12 protein-coding genes are annotated in these 19259 nt (G+C 42.5%); 5 read left to right on the plus strand and 7 right to left on the minus strand.

What is annotated here, in order from left to right; genetic code table 11:
- Positions 1 to 18 precede the first annotated feature (18 nt).
- Positions 19 to 3225, minus strand: a complete 3207-nt coding sequence (locus BLR84_RS08235) for a SusC/RagA family TonB-linked outer membrane protein (RefSeq protein ID WP_090466775.1) — start codon at positions 3223 to 3225, stop codon at positions 19 to 21.
- Positions 3226 to 3423: 198 nt separating this feature from the next.
- Here BLR84_RS08235 and BLR84_RS08240 point away from each other — a divergent pair, with 198 nt between their 5' ends.
- Positions 3424 to 4050, plus strand: a complete 627-nt coding sequence (locus BLR84_RS08240) for a TetR family transcriptional regulator (protein ID WP_090466777.1) — start codon at positions 3424 to 3426, stop codon at positions 4048 to 4050.
- Here the strand turns inward: BLR84_RS08240 and BLR84_RS29660 are convergent.
- The 5 genes from BLR84_RS29660 to BLR84_RS08260 all read right to left on the minus strand — a co-directional run bounded on the left by BLR84_RS29660 (position 4018) and on the right by BLR84_RS08260 (position 11473).
- Positions 4018 to 4281 (minus strand): CBU_0592 family membrane protein, encoded by a 264-nt coding sequence (locus BLR84_RS29660; RefSeq protein WP_143013866.1) that lies wholly within the window; start codon positions 4279 to 4281, stop codon positions 4018 to 4020. The genes BLR84_RS08240 and BLR84_RS29660 overlap by 33 nt on opposite strands.
- A gap of 170 nt (positions 4282 to 4451) precedes the next feature.
- The gene (locus BLR84_RS08245) at positions 4452 to 6608 is read right to left on the minus strand and encodes a DUF2231 domain-containing protein (protein ID WP_090466779.1); all 2157 of its coding nucleotides are present in this window, start codon (positions 6606 to 6608) and stop codon (positions 4452 to 4454) included.
- Between the two features lie 35 nt (positions 6609 to 6643).
- Positions 6644 to 7669, minus strand: coding sequence for an NHL repeat-containing protein (locus tag BLR84_RS08250; RefSeq protein WP_090466781.1), 1026 nt, complete (start codon positions 7667 to 7669; stop codon positions 6644 to 6646).
- A gap of 16 nt (positions 7670 to 7685) precedes the next feature.
- Entirely contained in the window at positions 7686 to 9143 is a 1458-nt protein-coding gene (locus BLR84_RS08255; protein ID WP_090466782.1) for a DUF1501 domain-containing protein, read from the minus strand.
- A gap of 5 nt (positions 9144 to 9148) precedes the next feature.
- Complete coding sequence (locus tag BLR84_RS08260; protein WP_090466785.1) at positions 9149 to 11473, minus strand: PSD1 and planctomycete cytochrome C domain-containing protein; 2325 nt, start codon at positions 11471 to 11473, stop codon at positions 9149 to 9151.
- Positions 11474 to 12150: 677 nt separating this feature from the next.
- Between BLR84_RS08260 and BLR84_RS08265 the strand changes: the two genes are divergently transcribed.
- From BLR84_RS08265 to BLR84_RS08280, 4 genes are all read left to right on the plus strand, one after another.
- Entirely contained in the window at positions 12151 to 12621 is a 471-nt protein-coding gene (locus BLR84_RS08265; RefSeq protein WP_090466787.1) for a (2Fe-2S)-binding protein, read from the plus strand.
- Positions 12618 to 13226, plus strand: coding sequence for a c-type cytochrome (locus BLR84_RS08270; protein ID WP_143013867.1), 609 nt, complete (start codon positions 12618 to 12620; stop codon positions 13224 to 13226). The genes BLR84_RS08265 and BLR84_RS08270 overlap by 4 nt, the downstream gene beginning before the upstream one ends.
- Positions 13227 to 13251: 25 nt before the next feature.
- Positions 13252 to 15402, plus strand: a complete 2151-nt coding sequence (locus tag BLR84_RS08275) for a xanthine dehydrogenase family protein molybdopterin-binding subunit (protein ID WP_090467674.1) — start codon at positions 13252 to 13254, stop codon at positions 15400 to 15402.
- Positions 15403 to 15464: 62 nt separating this feature from the next.
- Positions 15465 to 16574: an XdhC family protein gene (locus BLR84_RS08280; protein WP_090466791.1), complete on the plus strand. Its 1110-nt coding sequence runs from the start codon at positions 15465 to 15467 to the stop codon at positions 16572 to 16574.
- 162 nt (positions 16575 to 16736) lie between these two features.
- Here the strand turns inward: BLR84_RS08280 and BLR84_RS08285 are convergent, their stop codons facing one another.
- Positions 16737 to 18785: a TonB-dependent receptor family protein gene (locus BLR84_RS08285; protein WP_176851996.1), complete on the minus strand. Its 2049-nt coding sequence runs from the start codon at positions 18783 to 18785 to the stop codon at positions 16737 to 16739.
- Positions 18786 to 19259: the final 474 nt, after the last annotated feature.

Here is a 19259-nt window from a genome sequence, read left to right on the forward strand (position 1 = left end):
TGTTAAATCGCGTAATAATTAAAAATCTAAGTTTATACCAAATGCATATTTACGCTGGAATGGATAAGCCATTGCACTTGCGCCCTGATTTACAGCCTCCGGATCTATATATTTCTTTATAGCCGAAAACTCATAGAGGTTGTCGCCGGTTGCAAATATCCGCAGACGGCTTACTTTTAAGTGCCTGCTTAATCTCACCGGGAAGGTATAACCCAGAGAAACGTTTTTAATTCGTAAATAAGCGCCGTTTAAAAGGTACTTGGATTGCGGAATATCTAAGCCGGAACCATAATTAGCATCAGCCAGCCATGATTGCAGCACGGGATAATAAGAGTTTGTATTGGCATCGGCCAAACCTGCCGCGATATAAGATTTCGAATGCTGGGCTCTTAAATCAGGCGCATCTGCGGTGGCCCGGTAGTAATCAAGATTCCAGGGGTATATATTGGCGTAAGGCTGCTGGAACGGTCCCCAGAACAAATAATTGTGCGGATAAAAATCTCTTTTTAATACGCCTTGTAAAAATATAGAGAGATCAAAACCATTCCAATCCATATTTAAATTGGCACCAACACTATAATGATCGGCGCTGTTGCCAATAATTTTTAAGTCTTTTGGATCATTTGCACTTAAGCCTGTTTCTATTTTATGATTACCATCCAGATCTTTGTATTTAGGCCAGCCCGGAACAATGCTTAAAGCGCCCCAGGGTATAATACTTGATTCATCCAGCTTGGCTATTTCGGCCTGGTTCTGGAATAAGCCATCGTTTTGCAGCCCCCATATCTCACCAATTTTTTGTCCTACGCGGTAATTAGAAAAAAGATTCTGGTCGTTCTGGAATTTGGTGATCTCCGAATCAGAATTGGACAGGAATACTTTTGCCGAGAAATTAAAAGGTTTAGATGCCAAAATGAACCTGTCCTGATAGGTTACAGATAGCTCCCAGCCTCTTGTTCTTAAATCTGCTGCATTTTGTTTTGGCACAGATGTACCAAGCACGCCCGGCAATTCCTGCCCACCGGTAAGCATCCCCCGTGTATTACGGATATAATAATCAAAGCCCACCAGGAATTTATCTTGAAAAAGACCTATATCAGTACCCAAGTTAAAGGTAGATACCCGCTCCCAGGTGTAAGTATTGGGATCAACTAATAATCCCGGAGCCCCCTTAATAATCGGGGTTTGACTATTCCCTCCTATTAAATAATTCGAAACGCCTGTTTGTAATGATTGTATGTAGCCAAAATCACCCACATTTTGGTTACCGAGGTTTCCATACGATGCGCGCAATTTAAATGTAGATACCACAGGGGCCAATGGTTTGAAAAAATCCTCAGCACTTGCTATCCAGGCGGCGGACGCTGAGGGGAAAAAGCCCCAACGCCTTGCTGTGGGAAAGCGCGAGGAACCATCATACCTGCCGGTACCCTCTAAAATATACCGACCTTTATAAGTATAGTTTAGCCTGCTAAATGCACTGGTGGTAGCATAAGCTGAATAGCTTGCTCCTACTGATGCAGTACCGCTGGTGAGCGCCAGATAAGGTAAGGAAGATGATATGAGCCCATCTTTTGATGCATTGATAGTTGAATAGTTGTAATCCTCGGAGTTGTATCCAACCATTGCGCTAAAAAAATGGTCGCCGATGTTTTTTTTATACGTAGTATATAAATTAAAGGCGTTATTATACAGGTAGCCATTATTTTCGCTTACAGAGCCTGTACCGCCTTCCTGCCTGGTATCATTTGGCCCATATCCAATATTATAGGTATTTGCATCAGAATGGTATTTCCACAACTCTCTTTTAAATGAAGCATCACCGTTTACCTGTAAATCTCCATTTAGGAACGTAGCTGTTGCGCTGGTAATATTCTGAAACCCAAACATGGTTTGCAGGTTATTTCCACCATCAACTAATTGAGCTGCAAGCCTGCCGGCGCCCGTGTTAGCCCAGGTACCGTCCGGATTTTTAGCTACGTCGGTTGGTTGCAGGTAATAAATATTTGTAATACTATTGAGTGGCTGGGCACGTTTAGTTTGGTAAATATTGAGGTTGTTATCTACCTTAAGCCATTTTAAAGGCGAAAAACCCAGCCTTGATCTTAAACCGGTCCGATCCCAAAAATCATCCGAAAGTTTATTCAGACCATTTTCTTTGGTATAGTTTGCAGAGAGGTAATAGGTTAAAGGTGTGTTATTTACCGTAGCACCTCCAGAAAGTGTCAATGTTTGGTTTTGTGAGAAGCTGGCATTGTTAAAAAAATATTTATACCAGTTGTTGTTCCCCATGTATTCCCATTTGGTTGGGTCTGTAGGATTTAGCCGTGTATCGGCAATCGATGGGTTATCTGATCTTTCTTTAGCCCATTTATAATACTCATCGCTATAATTCACATAATCCCATGGCGTATTATTTGTAGAGGTTTCGAGCACCCTTGAGTAGATATAAGGATCGGTTACAGGTTGCGGCAATACCGTAGGTTTTCCCCATGAGGTTAGCACATTGTAACTAATAAGTTGATGACCGACAGCCCCCTGTTTAGTTGTGATCAGGATTACTCCAAAAGCAGCCCTGGCTCCGTAAATGGCTGCCGACGCAGCATCACGCAATACAGTAAAAGATGTAATATCTGATGGTGTTAACCGCAGCATATCATCGTTACTTGTTGCAGGGATGCCATCAATTACAATTAGTGGCGAACCACCGTTGATAGATGTAAAACCCCTGATGTTGATTGTAGGAACAGTACCAGGAGCACCTCCGGGATATATAATATTTAGCCCGGGGCTAATACCCTGCAAACCCTGCATTACATTCGATATCGGGCGCGATTCGAGCTGTTTACCCGAAATTTGATCGATAGCGCCTGCAATGTTTATTTTTTTCTTAGCGCCAAACCCTACTACTACAACCTCGTTGAGATTACCATAGTCGGGAGTTAAGGTCACATTTACTTGTGTTTGCCTGTTAATACTAATTTCTTCCTGTTTATATCCTACAAAAGAAAAAACAAGAACTGCATTTGGGCTTACATTACTAAGGGAGTAATTACCCTGTAAGTTTGTTGCGGTGCGTTGATTTGTTCCCTTTACGTTAACATTAACCGAAGGAAGAGGCCCTTTGCTTTCCGCATCCAAAACCAAACCGCTTACGGTGATATTTTGAGCAAAACTTTTTGCTGCAAAGAACATGAAGAAGATCAATAGTAATTTTTTTTTCATAATTGAATTAAGATTTAGCGAGTTTAATTTCTGTATGTGGTACTATCTGAAGCGCGGCTAAGGTCTGGTTATCATATTACCAATAGGTTAGCGTTAAATTAATAAATTAATTGAACAACCAATCAATTTATAAAATTTCAAAATAAGATTTCTTTTGAGTAGTTTGGCTGTTTCGGATATTATTCAGATATTATTAATATGGGTAGAAAGAGCCTTAAAGAGGTAAGACAATTAGAAATTATAAAGACCTTTTATAAGGTTGCTAAAAAAGAGGGATATGAAAATACCTCTATAGCCAAAATAGCAAAGGTGATGGATATTAATCCGAGTCTTGTTAGTCATTATTTTGAAACAAAAGAGGATCTTACCTATGCCTTGATAGACCATATACTCGAAAGATATCTACTGATCTATACCATTAAAAATGAGGAAGCGGTTACGCTTGCAGATCTGCAAAAGACAATTGAAATGCTTTTTTCTAAAAAATGGAACTTGCTGTTTGATGATGGACTTTTTTATACTTTTTATGCTTTGGCCTTCAGGGAGAAAAAAATAAAAGCAAAATATAAGACCATACTGGATTCCCTTCGTCTGGCACTTGCCTCAATGATTGAGCGATGCAACGAAATGCAGTTAACAAACGTTCCGGCCCCTAAAGCAGCAGCTGATTTAATTTTTGTACTGGTAGATGGAGCTTATTTCTATCTTTCCCTGGAAAATGATAAAAAGGCTTATGCAGAAAGGCTTGAGTATTATAAAAACAAAGCCTATCAGATTTTGGGAATGGGTCATTCATTCCACTCTGACCGTACTTTGAGTTCTTAACTGACGGCCTAATGCATAAACTCCAATAAACATCCACAACAGGTTAGCCACTGCATTGGGCATATCATTACTATCAACAGCTGTGGCTACCAAACACAGTCCACCTGCAATATTTAATAATTGAAAACTGCGCGATTCTGCCTTTATCACTTTTGTACTTAATAGTAAATAGCCCACTGTGCATAAAATCACACCGAGCCAGCCAATACTTGTCAATATCATTTGTTTCATAATGTCAGGTTCATATTTTTTGTAACTGAGTTACCCATACATGTTTTGGCATGAAAGTAAACTATATTTCAGGAATAAAGGTGCATTTCCAACGGGGTGTCGGAAATTTTACATGTCGCCCCAATATTCAAATCCTCCTTACATGAATAATACGGAACTATCCCCTCTTCTTAATTTAAAAACAGCTCATCTGTAAAAACCCAAGCTGGCTTTCCCTTTGCAGGATGCCAGTCTGGCACCTTCTGAAGCGGTTTAATTGCCAGCTTGATGCAGGATATATTCCCGGTTGTTTTTATTTTACATTCCAGATTAATGGCAGCAACAGGATCTTTTTTCTGTGGGGTGGCTGTTTTCAGGCTTGTCAATAGTTTTAAATGGTGTTCATCGGCTCCGCCCCAAACTTCAATCTCAGCTGGTAAAAATATCTGGCTACCTATATTGCGTATGGTATTCAACGTGAGCGAATGCAATGCGATTGGTTTTTTGAAAAGCATCAGCATAACCATGTCTTTTTGCGAGCCCAGCCATTTCATATTGCCAAAGTTGGTACCACCAAGTTCTTTGTCAATGATGGTCTTAGCCCCATCGGCAGTATATTTTCCGTCGGCGGGTGCTAAAAAGCTAATGCTATCTGGCGTGTAAGTATTCTTGTAAAAATTAAATTGTACGGTATCGCTCCCCAGCCAGCCTGCTTTAAATGCCCGGGCACGCAAAACGGTGTTCTGTGTAAACAAGATACCTGGTTTATAAGCGGCTGATTTTATACTATCCGGAACGCTGCCATCCGTAGTATAACGCATATCTACCCCTTTGATAGGGTTGCTCAATTGCAACTGAAATGATTGCTGGAATATCTGGCTTGTGTTTTTGAGCTGTGGATTGGTCAGCTTTAAGGGTTTGCCGTCATCTTTGTAGCCACTCAGCAGTCTGATCTTTTTATGGGCTGCCTGTAGTTGTTGTATCTCACCTGGTTTTAATCCCGTATCCCAAATGGCCAGTTCCGTTAGGCTTTTGATCGCTATAATTTGCCCAATCAGGTTTGGGTTAAGTTTAGTTCCGGCCAATGATAAGGTTTTAAGATGTTTGAGCGATGCCAAATCTTTTAAACCACTACCGTTAATGTCAGAAAAGTTAAGATTAAGCTGACGCAGATTTTCAAAACGGCTAATCGTTTTCAGATCCCCGTCCTTTACCGGCATTTTATTGAGATCAAGTATAACGATCTGTTTTTTAATGGGCTCAAGCTCATCCAAAACTTTTACGGAATAAGTGCTTTTGTTATAAATATTAACGGCCAATGCCGGTGACGCGCTGGCCAGGGCATATATAACCCGGTAATTATTGTTGAGTTTTTTAATATCCTTATCATCAGCGGCCGAAAAATCATAAACCTCCTCAGTACTTTCTGCTGGTTTTAACCGTGTTGCCGCTAACATTCTCAGGGAGTCTGTCGCCGGCAGCTCGATCACTTTTTTCTTAAAATCAGGGTTATTCTTTATCCAAAGATACAGCAGCATCTTGTCCTGATCAGTTAATTGGGGTTTGCCGACTGGGGGCATGTGCTTTTTTTCATCCTCGGGCAGGTGTACACGCTGTAATAATAAGCTAATACCCGGTTGCCCGGCAATAAACAACTTACCTGTTTTGCCGCCTTTGAGTATGGCATTAGCAGTGGTTAACATCAAACCGCCTTTCATTTTATCAGCATTATGGCAACTCTGACATTTCGTTTCAAAAATGGGCGCAATCACGTCCCGGTACACCAGCGCCTGTTCTATGGGTACTTTGCGATTTTCTTTTTGGAGGATGGGGGCTAATATAAAATCTTCGCCGTGGGTAAGATCGGCTCCAAAATGACCAGCAAATATAAGGCAGATTACAATGACAATGGCCCCTGTTTTAGCTATGATTGCTGTATAGACAGATGTATTGCGCCACAAATAAATGCCATAACCTACAAATGCTACGCTTACGCCAAACCATTTATGCCATTGTAAGATACCTCCCTCGTACCCGGGTTCGCGGGAAAGGAATAAACCCATAATTACCGTGAGCGAAGATAAGAGCGCACCCAATACCAGCAAATAGGTAGTAAAACGCTGGTATAGTTTTTCGTTCGCAAACTCGGGTCTGAAACGGAAGAACTCCATCACCATTGCCAACAGGAGTATGACTATCGGAAAATGCAGTATAAGAGGGTGCAAGCGACCAACGGGTTGCAACCATTGAGGTATAGCCAGGCTATCACCAGCACATAATAAAACAACAATGAAAATATTTAGCGCAAATAATAATCCCTCGGCAAAACCTTTGTGGCTGGTCCTCATTCAAATAACCGGTATATAAGCAGTAAAGCTTTAGTTTAAACTCTTGTAAATTTATAAGGGTACACCTTACCCGATGCCCATTGGGCTACATAAAGGTTTTCATCGTTATCCACACATACATCATGCGGATTTAAAAATATCTTTTCGGCCTGCGCCATAGGCTGCAAAACGCCATCCTGATAAACCGGTTCGGTACCGCCTATATTGGATACTACTTTGTTGTTTTTATCCAATATGGTAGTAAATCCGGTATTTTCATGCCCCAGATCCGGCGACCGTAATACAGCGGCATATAAATAATCACCTTTAATTACGGGGCGGCATACACATGCGCCAGGCAGTTTGATCACTTCCAGCAATTTCCCATCCAAGCTAAAGCGTTTAAAGCAATTGCGGGTTCGGTCGGTTATCAATAAGGTGGGGGTACTTTGGCGCCTGTCTATCACAATGCCATGGGCATTATCCAAATGTTCGTCCCCCTCCCCTTTGCCTCCAAAAACTCCTTTCAACTTACCCTCTTTATCATAGTGTGTAATATACTGTGCACCATAACCATCAGCAATAAAAAAATCGCCGTTGGTATCAATCGCGGTTTCGGTAGGTACAAACTCTTCGGCTTTATGATAAACTCCTGTTTCCAGGGGCACGTCAATGGTCATTAATATACGACCATCCAATGTGGTTTTATACACCTGGTGTTTTACCGTATCGGTAATGAATAAAAACTCGCTGCCGTTTTCGTTCACTATGGTTAAACCATGAGCACCTGGAAAGCCATGCCCCCAGGTATCCAGTAGCTTGCCCGATTTATTATAGATGAGTACGTTATTTTTGGTTTCGTTGGTGAGTAATAATATCCGGCCCCGGGCATCCTGCACCATCTCGTGACAATCATTCACCGGGTTCTTTTGCGAATCGGCCTTGCTCCAATTTTTATCCATGCGATACCGCATATGACCATGACCATAAATAGGCCCGCTGTTTTGAGCCAGCAAATCTTTACTTATAAAAAAACCGGCCGATAAAGCGGTGGTATGTTTAATAAAATCTCTTCGTTCCATTTGTAATTGGTATTCCTTATGCAATTATTCCCTTGATCACATTACCGGCCACGTCTGTTAACCTGTAACGTCTGCCCAAACTTTTAAAGGTTAGCTTTTTATGATCGATGCCTAACTGGTTAAGGATGGTAGCATGAAAATCATGTACATGCACCGGGTCTTTTACAATGTTATAACCAAATTCGTCCGACTCACCATATACCAAACCTGGTTTGATACCGCCGCCAGCCATCCATATACTAAAACAACGGGGATGATGGTCGCGGCCATAATTGGCCTTTTCCAGTTTGCCCTGGCTGTAATTGGTGCGGCCGAACTCACCACCCCAGATCACCAGCGTTTCATCGAGCAAACCGCGCTGTTTCAGGTCAGTAACCAATGCTGCTGAAGCCTGGTCAACATCTTTGGCCTGGCCGGCCATTTCCTGCGGTAAGTTGGAATGCTGATCCCAGCCCTGGTGGTATAATTGTACAAAACGTACACCGTTTTCTGATAGCTTGCGCGCCAGCAGGCAGTTTGCCGCATAAGTACCGGGAATCAAACAATCGGGCCCATACATCTTCACAATATCGTCCGACTCTTTGGATACATCCATAATTTCCGGAACGGCGGTTTGCATACGGTAGGCCATTTCGTATTGCTGCACTTTAGCGTTTATTTCAGGATCGCCAAACGCCTTGTAATTGATATCATTGAGGGCCGCCAGGTTATCCAGCATCTTCCTGCGCTCGTGCCGGTTTAAGCCATCAGGATCATTTAAATAAAGTATAGGATTTTCGCCGCTGCTAAACTGTACACCCTGGTGAATAGAATCTAAAAATCCGTTGCTCCATAACTTGGAGTATACACCCTGACCATTCCCCTTACCTTTGGATAACAATACGGTAAAGGCAGGCAGATTTTTGTTTTCGCTGCCCAGGCCATAGCTTACCCATGAGCCCATACTGGGTCGGTTACCCTGCTGCGCACCGGTTTGAAAAAAGGTAAGTGCCGGATCGTGATTAATAGCATCCGTATTCATGGAGCGGATGATGCAAATATCGTCGGCTATTTTACCAATATGCGGGAACAAATCGCTTACATAGGCACCCGATTCACCATATTGTTTAAAATCATAAAAGGAACCCACCAACGGAAAAGAGGCTTGTTTGGCGGTCATTCCCGTAAGGATCTGATTACCGCGAACCGATGCAGGCAGCTCCTGCCCCATCATTTCCCTCAATTTTGGTTTATAATCAAAAGATTCCAGTTGTGAAGGCGCACCATCCTGGAAAAGATAGATCACCCTTTTGGCTTTAGGGGCAAAATTGGGTATGCCCGGAATAAAATCGGCCTCGCTTTCGGCCCCGGCACCGCTAAACAAATCAGGAATAAGCAAAGAGCCCAATGCCACGCTACCTATACCTAAACTAAGTCTGGACAGAAACCTGCGCCTGTTAATATTGAGTCTGCTCTCTAAAAAATCTTTTTCCATATCACTCAGGTTTTGGTTATGGCTTCTTCTAAATTATAAATGGTGTCAACCACCTTCATCATAGCGGCCAGCGTTATCTTATCGGCATTAACAGGAAGTGGATATTCACCAACACTTAGTAATTTTTCCGCGTCTGCTTTTTTCATGGTCTTTAACTCATCTGCATAATAAGCAGTTAATATAGTCAACTCTTTTTCTTGCGGGTGGCGGCACATGATCAGCCTGAATGCCTTGGTAACTTTGGCAGATGCTGAGCTGTTATCCTGTAATAACTTGGCTGCTAATACCCTCGATGCTTCCAATACGGTAGGATCATTCAACATGACCAATGCCTGGAGCGGTGTATTGGTACGCAATCGTTTTACTTCGCATTGATCGCGGTTACTGGCATCAAAAATACCTAGTGACGCTGGCGGTACCGTGCGTTTGATCAGCGTATACATTCCTCTCCTGTAGAGATTAGGGCCATGTACCTGTTTGTAATTAGCCAGTATGCCGCGGCCCGAGGTGGCATTTTCCCAAAGACCCGGTGGCTGATAAGGGTTAACACTTGGCCCCCCGATGGTACGCGTTAATAGCCCGCTACTGGCCAGTACCAAATCGCGGACAAACTCGGCAGGCAGGCGGTAACGAGGCCCGCGCGACAGGTAAGTATTTTCGGGATCCGTTTTTGTTTTTTCGGGTGTAAGTGCGGCTGATTGCCTGTAAGTTGCTGATAATACGATCTGTTTGACGAGCCGTTTGATGTCCCAGCCATGTTCCCTGAAATCGACAGACAGCCAGTCGAGCAGTTCGGGATGTGAGGGCAGATCGCCCTGCATTCCAAAATCACCTGAGCTTTTAACAATACCTTTACCAAAAAATTCCTGCCAGATCTGGTTAACAAATACCCGGGCAGCAAGTGGATTATTCTTATTAAACACCCACTCCGCAAGTCCAAGCCTATTTTTGGGATAGCTGCCGGTAAAAGGTAAAATGGATTTTGGAGTTCCCGGTTCAACTTCATCACCGTGCGCATCATAGTTGCCGCGTTTCAGGATGTAGGTTGGTCGCACTTTGTCACTATCGCCCATTACTGATACGATGAGTTTTGCCGTATCCTGCTTGTTTATAAAGTTCAATACCTTTTTTACATCTTCATTACTGATCTGCATCATCGGGCGTTTGGCATAGGTTTCAGGCCCTCCTACTGTCGACTGGATGCCCACCTCTTTCACATTATTGAAAAAGGAATATACCTGGTAATACTCTTTCTGCGAAAAAGGATCGTATTTATGATCATGGCAATGGGCACATTCGAGTGTGATCCCTAATAAAGCTTTACCAAAGGTATTGGTTCGGTCGGTTACATAACTTACCCGGTATTCTTCATCAATTACGCCGCCCTCTTCTGTTATTTTATGGTTACGGTTAAAACCGGTGGCGAGCAATTGTTCCTGCGTAGAATTGGGCATCAGATCTCCCGCCAACTGCCAGGTAATAAATTTATCGTAAGGCAAATTCTCATTAAAAGCGTGGATCACCCAATCGCGCCAGGGCCATTGGGTACGGTAATTATCGTCCTGGTAACCATGCGAGTCGGCATAGCGGGCTACGTCTAACCAATGCAGGGCCATTTTTTCGCCATACTGTGGACTTTGCATCAATTGATCGACCATCTTTTGGTAAGCATTTGCGCTTTTATCGGCCAAAAACGCATCCATCATGGGCAAACTGGGTGGCAAACCTGTGAGGTCAAGTGATAATCTTTTAAGCAAGCGCTCCTTGTCAGCTTCAGGATTGGGATCGATACCTTTTTGCTCCAGTTTTTGCAGTATAAAATTATCGATCTGATTTTTGGGCCAGGCTGTGTTTTTTACTTGTGGTACTGCAGGCAATTGAGGAGGCACAAAAGCCCAGTGCTTTTCATATTTGGCACCTTGCTTTATCCATTTTTTGATCAGATCAACTTCATAAGCTGACAATCTTTTCAAATTCGACGCAGGTGGCGGCATCAACTCGGTGGTGTCCTGTGTTGAAATACGCCTGTAAACTTCCGACAGATCTGGCTCGCCGGGTACAAGCGCATGAGCTTGGGGGTTATCTTTTAAAGCCTGATAGGCGCTTTCCGGCATATCAAGCCGAAGACCGGCTTCCCGTTTACTGGCATCAGGTCCATGGCATTTATAACATTTATCAGAAAGAATAGGTCTGATGTTAAAGTTATAGCTTATAACGTCCGGAACTTGCTCCTCAGCAGCCTGGTCCGATCTTGAATGATTACAAGCAGAAAACAGGCATAACATGCAGCCAGCACACCAGACCCCCAAAAAATACGCCTTCCAATTCATCATCAATTTGGTAGTAAGGGTGGTTTAAATAATAATTACTATCAGAGGTTTTCTCTTTAATCAGGTCAGATAAACTAAACAGGTTCATCTGCTCCAATTTTCAAACAGGTTTAAGGAAAACACATCATTATAGGTTTATAATTGGTTCTCTAATCAGCTATTTATTGACACTTATAAATAAAGGGCACTTGTATTTACACAATAAATATATGATTAAAATGGTTTTGTTTATATGTACAAACAAATTAAATATTGCTGCTAAAATTATTGCCCAACTATGGGTTTGACAATGGACAAACGTGCTATTTTAATGCATTATCCTACTATCATGACTATTAGAAGCAAATAAAGGAGACGGTTTTGATTTTGAAATTCAGTTAGCAACAATCAATTCTCATTTGATCCGGGGTTGAAACAGTAGCAGCAATTTTTTCGTCAATCCTCACGATGGAACAGAATGGCGCTAACAGGTGTATTAAATCGATCTTGTTGTTAAATTAATATCCTGCTAATAAGGATCAATAAAAACACACAATCCCTTAAATTAAAAGGTTGAGCTAAAACCCGTTTGAAAAACCTAACTTTCTATTTGAATATATTTTTATCAGAAAAGCATAATTCAACTAATATTTATATTAGAATTTTTAGATTAAATTTACTTAACTAATTATTTGCTTATGATCAACATTACTGTCAACGGCCAACATCACGATGTAGATGCTGACCCAAACATGCCGCTTTTATGGGTAATACGAGATATCATCGGCCTTACTGGCACAAAGTACGGGTGTGGTGCGGCGCAATGTGGTGCCTGTACTGTTCATTTGAATGGCGAAGCAGTACGTTCCTGCGTAACTAAAATAAACCGGGCAGCGGGGCAAAACATTGTCACTATTGAAGGGCTTTCTATAAATAACAACCATCCTTTACAACTGGCATGGAACGAAATGAACGTTCCGCAATGTGGTTATTGCCAGTCGGGCCAATTGATGTCCGCAGCGGTATTGCTTCGCGAAAATCTCAACCCTACCGACCAGGATATTGATGATGCCATGTCCGGTAACATTTGCCGCTGTGGTACTTACCAGCGCATACGCGCGGCGATTCATAAAGCTGCCGATATACAGCGGGAAGGAGCCAAAATATGAAAAAGATAATCGTGATTACGGGCATATTGTTTATAGCAAGTCTTGTCATGTTATCCTTTCGAGCCGAACCCGTAACCCCGGCTAATTACCCTGCCTTACCTAGGGACAGCGTAGGTTCTGTCAAAGCTTTTATGTCTGTTTATAAAGTACTGATGAGCTCCCGCTGTATGAATTGTCATCCTTCCGGAGAATCGCCTTTACAAGGTGATGACAACCATATCCATACCATGAATGTTAAACGGGGAGTCGACGGAAAGGGGCTTTATGCTGCGCGCTGCAGCAACTGTCATCAGGCAGAAAATACCGCCGGGCTACATATGCCACCTGGAAATCCAAAATGGGGTTTACCACCTGCTAACATGCGCATGGTATTCCAGGGGCGTACGCCGCGTCAATTGGCACTTCAACTACTTGATCCTAAACAAAACGGTGGAAGGACCAAAGCACAACTGATAGACCACATGGCAAAGGATGATCTGGTTGGCTGGGCTTGGCATCCGGGAGATGGCCGTACCCTGCCACCAATGAGCAGGCCGGCCTTCGCCGCACAGGTACGTTTATGGATCGCCAAAGGCGCATATGCTCCTTCAATCAAAACAAAATAGATTTAAAAGCAATAAAGTAGCCATTATGGAAACTAACGCAATATCAAGAAGAAATTTCCTCAGGGCATCCGGCCTTGCAGGAACCGCGCTTTGTTTAGGCTTTTATTTTCCTGCGAACGCAAAAAAGGAACAGTTAATGTCAGCTACGGACCAATCAGGTTTTGAATTTAATGCCTGGATCCGTATTGACACGGATGGAAAAGTTACCTTAACCGATCACCGCGCAGAAATGGGCCAGGGTTCTTATCAGTCTGTACCGCAAATTATCGCTGAAGAACTGGAAGTCAACATGAAAGATATCAACGTGATATTTGCACAGGGCAGTCCTACGAAATACGGAAGTCAGATCACCGGTGGAAGCTCCACCATCAGGGGATCTTATAAAAACCTGCTGAAATTAAGTGCCGCCGCACGCGAGATGCTGATCACAGCTGCGGCAAACCAATGGAACGCCTCTGCAAATGAATGCTATGCAGAGTCGGGTCATGTGATCCACAAACCTTCCGGGAAGAAACTCAATTATGGTGAATTGGTAACAGCAGCAGCAAAACTTCCGCCCCCCCAGGAGGTTAAACTCAAAAAAATATCAGACTATAAACTGATCCGCAAGCCGCTTCAACGGCTTGATACTCCTATGAAAACCAATGGGGAGGCCATCTTCGGTTTGGATAAAAGGTTACCGGGAATGCTTTATGCGGCAGTTGAACGCAACCCAAGGTTACGCGGCAAAGTAAAAAGCTTTGATGGTTCGGCAGCTTTAAAAGTTCCTGGTGTTAAGCAGGTATTTAAGGTGCAAATGATTGTTTTTAATACCACTCGTGATGGGGTGGTCGTTATAGCAGATTCGACCTGGGCAGCTATGCAGGGCAGAAAAGCCTTGCGCGTTGAATGGGATGATAGTGGGTTTGAGCATGTGAACACCAGCGATATCTATAAAGCCCACGAGGAACTACTTAAAACGAAAGAAGGACTTTCTTTTAAAAAGCAAGGCCAACCTGATCCAATCATAGAACAAGCCTCAAAAAAGATAGACGTGATCTACCAGACGCCTTATCAATCGCACGGCGCTATGGAACCGCTGAATTGCGTTGCCCATTATCAAAGCGACAAAATAGAAATATGGGGCCCCATACAAGCCCCCGATTGGGTGCAGGGTGATATTAGTGATAAATTCAAGATGCCAAAGGATAAAGTAATTGTTAATATGACCTTTTTAGGAGGTGGGTTCGGGCGCAAAGCTTTTCTGGATTATACTCACGAAGCGGTTGCCATCTCCAAACAAATTGGCGGACCGGTGCAGGTAGTTTGGACCAGGGAAGATGATTTAACACAGGGGCCTTATCGTGCCGGGATCTCTTACCGAGGAGAAGGATCGATTGAAAATGGCGAAATCAGCGCTTTGAAATTCAAAATGGCTGGTCAAAATATAGATCACTGGAATAATAACAAAAGAGATAAGGCAAATGGTAGCACTACAGAAGGATTTTTAAAACCTTATTTTGACAATATTAAGAATATCAGCTTTGCAGACGTTCCTTACGAAATGCCCCTGCCCAACATGTGGTGGCGGTCGGTTTATGCGTCTACCAATGGTTTTGCCTATGAAAGCTTCATCAATGAAATGGCTGTTTTAGCAGAACAGGATCAGCTCGACTTTCGAAGGAAATATTTAAAAGATGAGCGCTGCCAAGCTTTGATCGATAAAATGGAACAAGTTTCAGGCTGGAAATCCAGGAAAAAGAACGAAGGGTTTGGCGTAGCTATCACGGAGTGTTTCGAAACTATGGTAGGCCAGATTGTAAAAGTTTCCAGGCATACCGATGGAAAAGTTAAGATTGACCAGGTTTGGGCGGTGATGGACTGCGGCTGGTATGTGAACCCCGATATCATCAAAGCGCAAGTGGAAGGATCTATCGTAATGGGCCTTGGCGCAGCTGCTATTCATGAGATCACTTTCAAAAACGGATTAGTAGAACAAAAGAATTTCTACGACTACCTGATGCCACGGATGAGTGACATGCCACCTGTGGAAGTCCATATTATGGAAAACACAGCAGATGCCGGTGGTGTGGGGGAACCGGGCCTCCCTCCTTTCGCTCCGGCACTTACAGATGCCATTTATGATTTAACCGGCAAAAGGATTAGAAAACTCCCATTTAATTTAAATACTGTCTAAATCAATCTATTTACTTTGTGGTTACCTATTAAAATTAAAGCAATGGACAGGCTGATTTAAGTATGAAAGAAATCATCGATATCGTAGCAGCTTATGAAAAAGCTGTAAAAGAGGAAAAGAAGACTGCATTAGCCACGGTGGTACTTGTGGAGGGTTCTGCCTACCGCAGGGCTGGTGCACGGATGCTGATCACAGAAGATGGGCAATTGACCGGCGCTATCAGCGGTGGCTGCCTGGAGGGCGATGCTTTACGTAAAGCCAGGATGGTGATATTGCAGCAGGAGCCGCTGTTGGTTACTTACAATACGATGGATGATGACGATGCCAAACTTGGTGTTGGCCTGGGCTGCAATGGCATTATACATATTTTGATAGAGCCTATAAATGATACACAAACCAATCCGATAACGCTATTGAAGGCTGCAATAGCCTCAAGGAATTATTCTGTACTTGTAACTGTATTTTCTATCGAAAACCGGAAAGCGCCTCAGCCTGGATCCTGTTTATACCTTGCCGATGGCAAAACCCTCTGGAACTGGCTGGAAATTTTGCCTTACAAAAATGAATTACTAGAAGATGCAAAAAATGCACTGGACAATCAGCGTTCAGCTATTACTGCCTACCAGGGTTATACCGCATTTGTGGAATACGTAAAACCGTTAATCTCTCTGGTTATTGTCGGTGCTGGCAATGACGCTATCCCGTTAACTAGGCTCGCAGCCTTATTGGGCTGGAAGACTACTGTTGTTGACGGACGGCCAAATTATGCGACTGTTGAACGCTTTTCATCGGTCAAAAAGATAGTGGTCGCTAAACCTGAAGAAATTTTATATAGTTTGGAAATAAATGAATGGACGGCCTTTGTGCTGATGACACATAATTATAATTACGAAACCGCTTTTTTGAAAGAGCTTTTGCCCTTACATCCTTCTTATATCGGAATTTTAGGCCCAAAAAAGAAACTGGAACGTATGCTGGATGAGTTGGAGGCGAACGGCACCGCTATAACCGAAAAGAACCTGGAAACGATTCATGGACCAGTTGGCCTGGACATTGGGTCCGAAACCTCCGAAGAGATCGCGCTGTCGATCATCGCAGAAATAAAAGCGGTGTTTTCTGAAAGGAATGGAAGGTCGTTGAAATATAAAACAACTGTCATCCACAGTAATTAAATAATAGACCTTATTATTCTGGCAGCGGGCGAATCCTCCTCCATCTTTAGCAAATTGAAAAAAACTCTGTTTAAACCTTAAATTGGGCTATGAAAAAATCGGAAAAACTGAGCAAAATCATGTAATTGAAACAAACATTCTACATTGCATAGCAATTTCTATTTATACTTTAATACCGAAGCCGACATTGAAGCCAATGCCATCAGCGGGTAAAATGCCCGGACCGGGTAAAATAGTTATCCTGCGCGTAAAATACTTAGCATTCAGCACGTTATTAAGGTTGCCAAAAATGTGATACTTCTTTAAAAAGCTATAATCAAACGCCCAGTCAAAAACATGATAAGCAGGCACAATGCCACTTAAACCCGTTGGATTAAAAATGGCATTATTGGCATCAGTAAAATTTTTGCCAACATAACTAAATTGCAGGGTGGTAGTAATGTGCTTGTCTAAATAGGTTAAGCCTGCACGGTCTATCCATGTTGGTGTCCCTTCCAGCCAGTTGCCTACTAAGCTGATATTGGTTGCACCCGCGGTAATTGATCCGCTGGTATAACGCGCATGATCATAGGAGAATGAGTTGAACAGGCGGATATCACTGGCAGCAGACCGGTCAAATACCTGCCTTAAAGATACTTCTGTAAAAATCTCTGCACCTTTAGCCACACCGTTCCCTATGTTAGTGGTATAAATATAGGTTTGTTTTGCAGCATTCACTTCTGTAAGATTACCTATTCTTTTACCATAATAAACATAGTACAAGTCAAAATCATAATTAAATATAGTACCAATATTACCACGGTATCCCAGATCAGCACTGTAACCACGGCTATCCTTTAGATTAGGATCTACAATGGCCAAATCGTTACCAGGAATAATATTAGCGTAAGCGAATGGATGGTAAGCCTGGGAAATATTTCCGTAGACCTGGCTACTGTGAGTAACCTGGTATTGAAGCCCGGTGCCAAAAAGCGGGAAATTACGTTTGTTGCCATAAGATACATGATCAACCGCATTATCTATCACCCCGTTAAGACTAGTGTTAATGATCTCAAAACGGGCTCCTGGCGTTATCGTAAATTCAGGGGTAATTTGGAAGGTATTTTCTGCAAAGGCGGCATAATTATGGGTACTTAAATGCAAATCGATACCATAGGGCTTAACAACGGTAAGGTCGTAATCAGAGCCGGTAGTCCCGGTTGCTTTTTGCCTGCGCATGGTGCGTTCTGTAAAATAGCGCAACCCTGAGGTAAATGTACTATATAGGTTACCCAGTTTGTATTGGGTGAGCAGACGGGCTTCGGTGGTAAAACCATAATAGTAATCGCGATCAACCTGGCGGGGATTATAATTGTTTAATTTTTTATTCACCGTATCTGCTACGCCAGGGTTATTTAAAAATTGCACGCTGTTGCGTTGACCAATAATGCCATGCGAAGTCACTTCCAGTTTGGTGCGGGCGCTCAATTTGTAATTAAATAACAAAGCCGGGATATTGATTTCAGGATCAAAATAATTACGGGTGCGGGTGGATTGACGACCGTTGGCATTAAACTGCGCATCGTTTAAACCGCCTGCATCCTGTTCAAAAAAGTTAACTCTTGAGAATTGCAGAGCAATACTTCCTTTATCATTAAACTGGTACTTCAGGCTGCCATAAAACCACTGCCCGTTAAAACGTGAATTATTCCGCCAGCCATCACCTGATCGCTGTGCATAATAACCGTAATAATTCCATTTACCACTTTGGCCGCCAATGGAATTAAAGGAGTTGAAATAATGATTAGAGCCCGCAGTCTGTTCGCTTTCCGCGCCGAAAACCTTCGTACTATCACCCTCCTTGATCTTGTAATTTACCATCCCGCCAAACTGGCTGCCAAACTGCAACGCCGAAGCCCCTCGGACGATCTGGATCTGACTTACAGCATTAAACTGGGGGATGTAATGCGCTTCAGGGTAACCAAACAGGTCGGAATTGGTATTATAGCCATTTTGGCGAACATTGGTTTCATTGGAGCGGTGCGTATCCGTACCACGTGTTCCAATATTAACTTGAAAACCATTGCCGCTCATTTCCCAAACATTTACGCCTGGAATAGTGGCAAATATGGTACGAATGGTGCTGTTGGCCAGGTTGGCTCTACCTGCCGCCGGAGTAATTGAAAAAGTCTTTTTCCCTGCAAACAGATAGGTTCCATCAACATCTAGCAAGTGTTTAAATCTACTATCCCTTATCACTACGCTATCCAGTGTTGTTGTGTCCTTTACTGTAGATTTCGGTCGCGGCGAATTCGTTTGCGCATATAGGTTTATAATGCAAAAAAAACATCCCACTAGTGCGATAAAACTTTTTTGTAGATTTCTTTTCATTGGTAAGATTAAGGAGAAATGAATGATTTAAAGTATCATACGTTATACATTATCAAATATATCGATACAAACAATAAAATATTCGTATTTATTTTAACTATTTATATCATCTATAAAGATTGATATCATTTCGTCCTTGATTATCTATTAACACCACCTTGATTTGTTATTAATTTTTTCTGTTCGGTAAAATTATATCAATCTACAACTGGCACTCAATAGCCTACCTAATATTCTTCCATGCATCTAAATAACATAAAATAGCTTAATAATATTACAGTACTATATTTTTCAATTCATAGTATTATTAATGTC

The sequence above is a fragment of the Mucilaginibacter sp. OK268 genome (assembly GCF_900103125.1).
Classification (GTDB): Bacteria; Bacteroidota; Bacteroidia; order Sphingobacteriales; family Sphingobacteriaceae; genus Mucilaginibacter.

Coding starts and splice junctions, on each gene's coding strand:
- BLR84_RS08235 (WP_090466775.1), bottom strand. CDS start 3,225: ATGAAAAAAAAATTACTATTGATCTTCTTCATGTTCTTTGCAGCAAAA.
- BLR84_RS08240 (WP_090466777.1), top strand. CDS start 3,424: ATGGGTAGAAAGAGCCTTAAAGAGGTAAGACAATTAGAAATTATAAAG.
- BLR84_RS29660 (WP_143013866.1), bottom strand. CDS start 4,281: ATGAAACAAATGATATTGACAAGTATTGGCTGGCTCGGTGTGATTTTA.
- BLR84_RS08245 (WP_090466779.1), bottom strand. CDS start 6,608: ATGAGGACCAGCCACAAAGGTTTTGCCGAGGGATTATTATTTGCGCTA.
- BLR84_RS08250 (WP_090466781.1), bottom strand. CDS start 7,669: ATGGAACGAAGAGATTTTATTAAACATACCACCGCTTTATCGGCCGGT.
- BLR84_RS08255 (WP_090466782.1), bottom strand. CDS start 9,143: ATGGAAAAAGATTTTTTAGAGAGCAGACTCAATATTAACAGGCGCAGG.
- BLR84_RS08260 (WP_090466785.1), bottom strand. CDS start 11,473: ATGAATTGGAAGGCGTATTTTTTGGGGGTCTGGTGTGCTGGCTGCATG.
- BLR84_RS08265 (WP_090466787.1), top strand. CDS start 12,151: ATGATCAACATTACTGTCAACGGCCAACATCACGATGTAGATGCTGAC.
- BLR84_RS08270 (WP_143013867.1), top strand. CDS start 12,618: ATGAAAAAGATAATCGTGATTACGGGCATATTGTTTATAGCAAGTCTT.
- BLR84_RS08275 (WP_090467674.1), top strand. CDS start 13,252: ATGGAAACTAACGCAATATCAAGAAGAAATTTCCTCAGGGCATCCGGC.
- BLR84_RS08280 (WP_090466791.1), top strand. CDS start 15,465: ATGAAAGAAATCATCGATATCGTAGCAGCTTATGAAAAAGCTGTAAAA.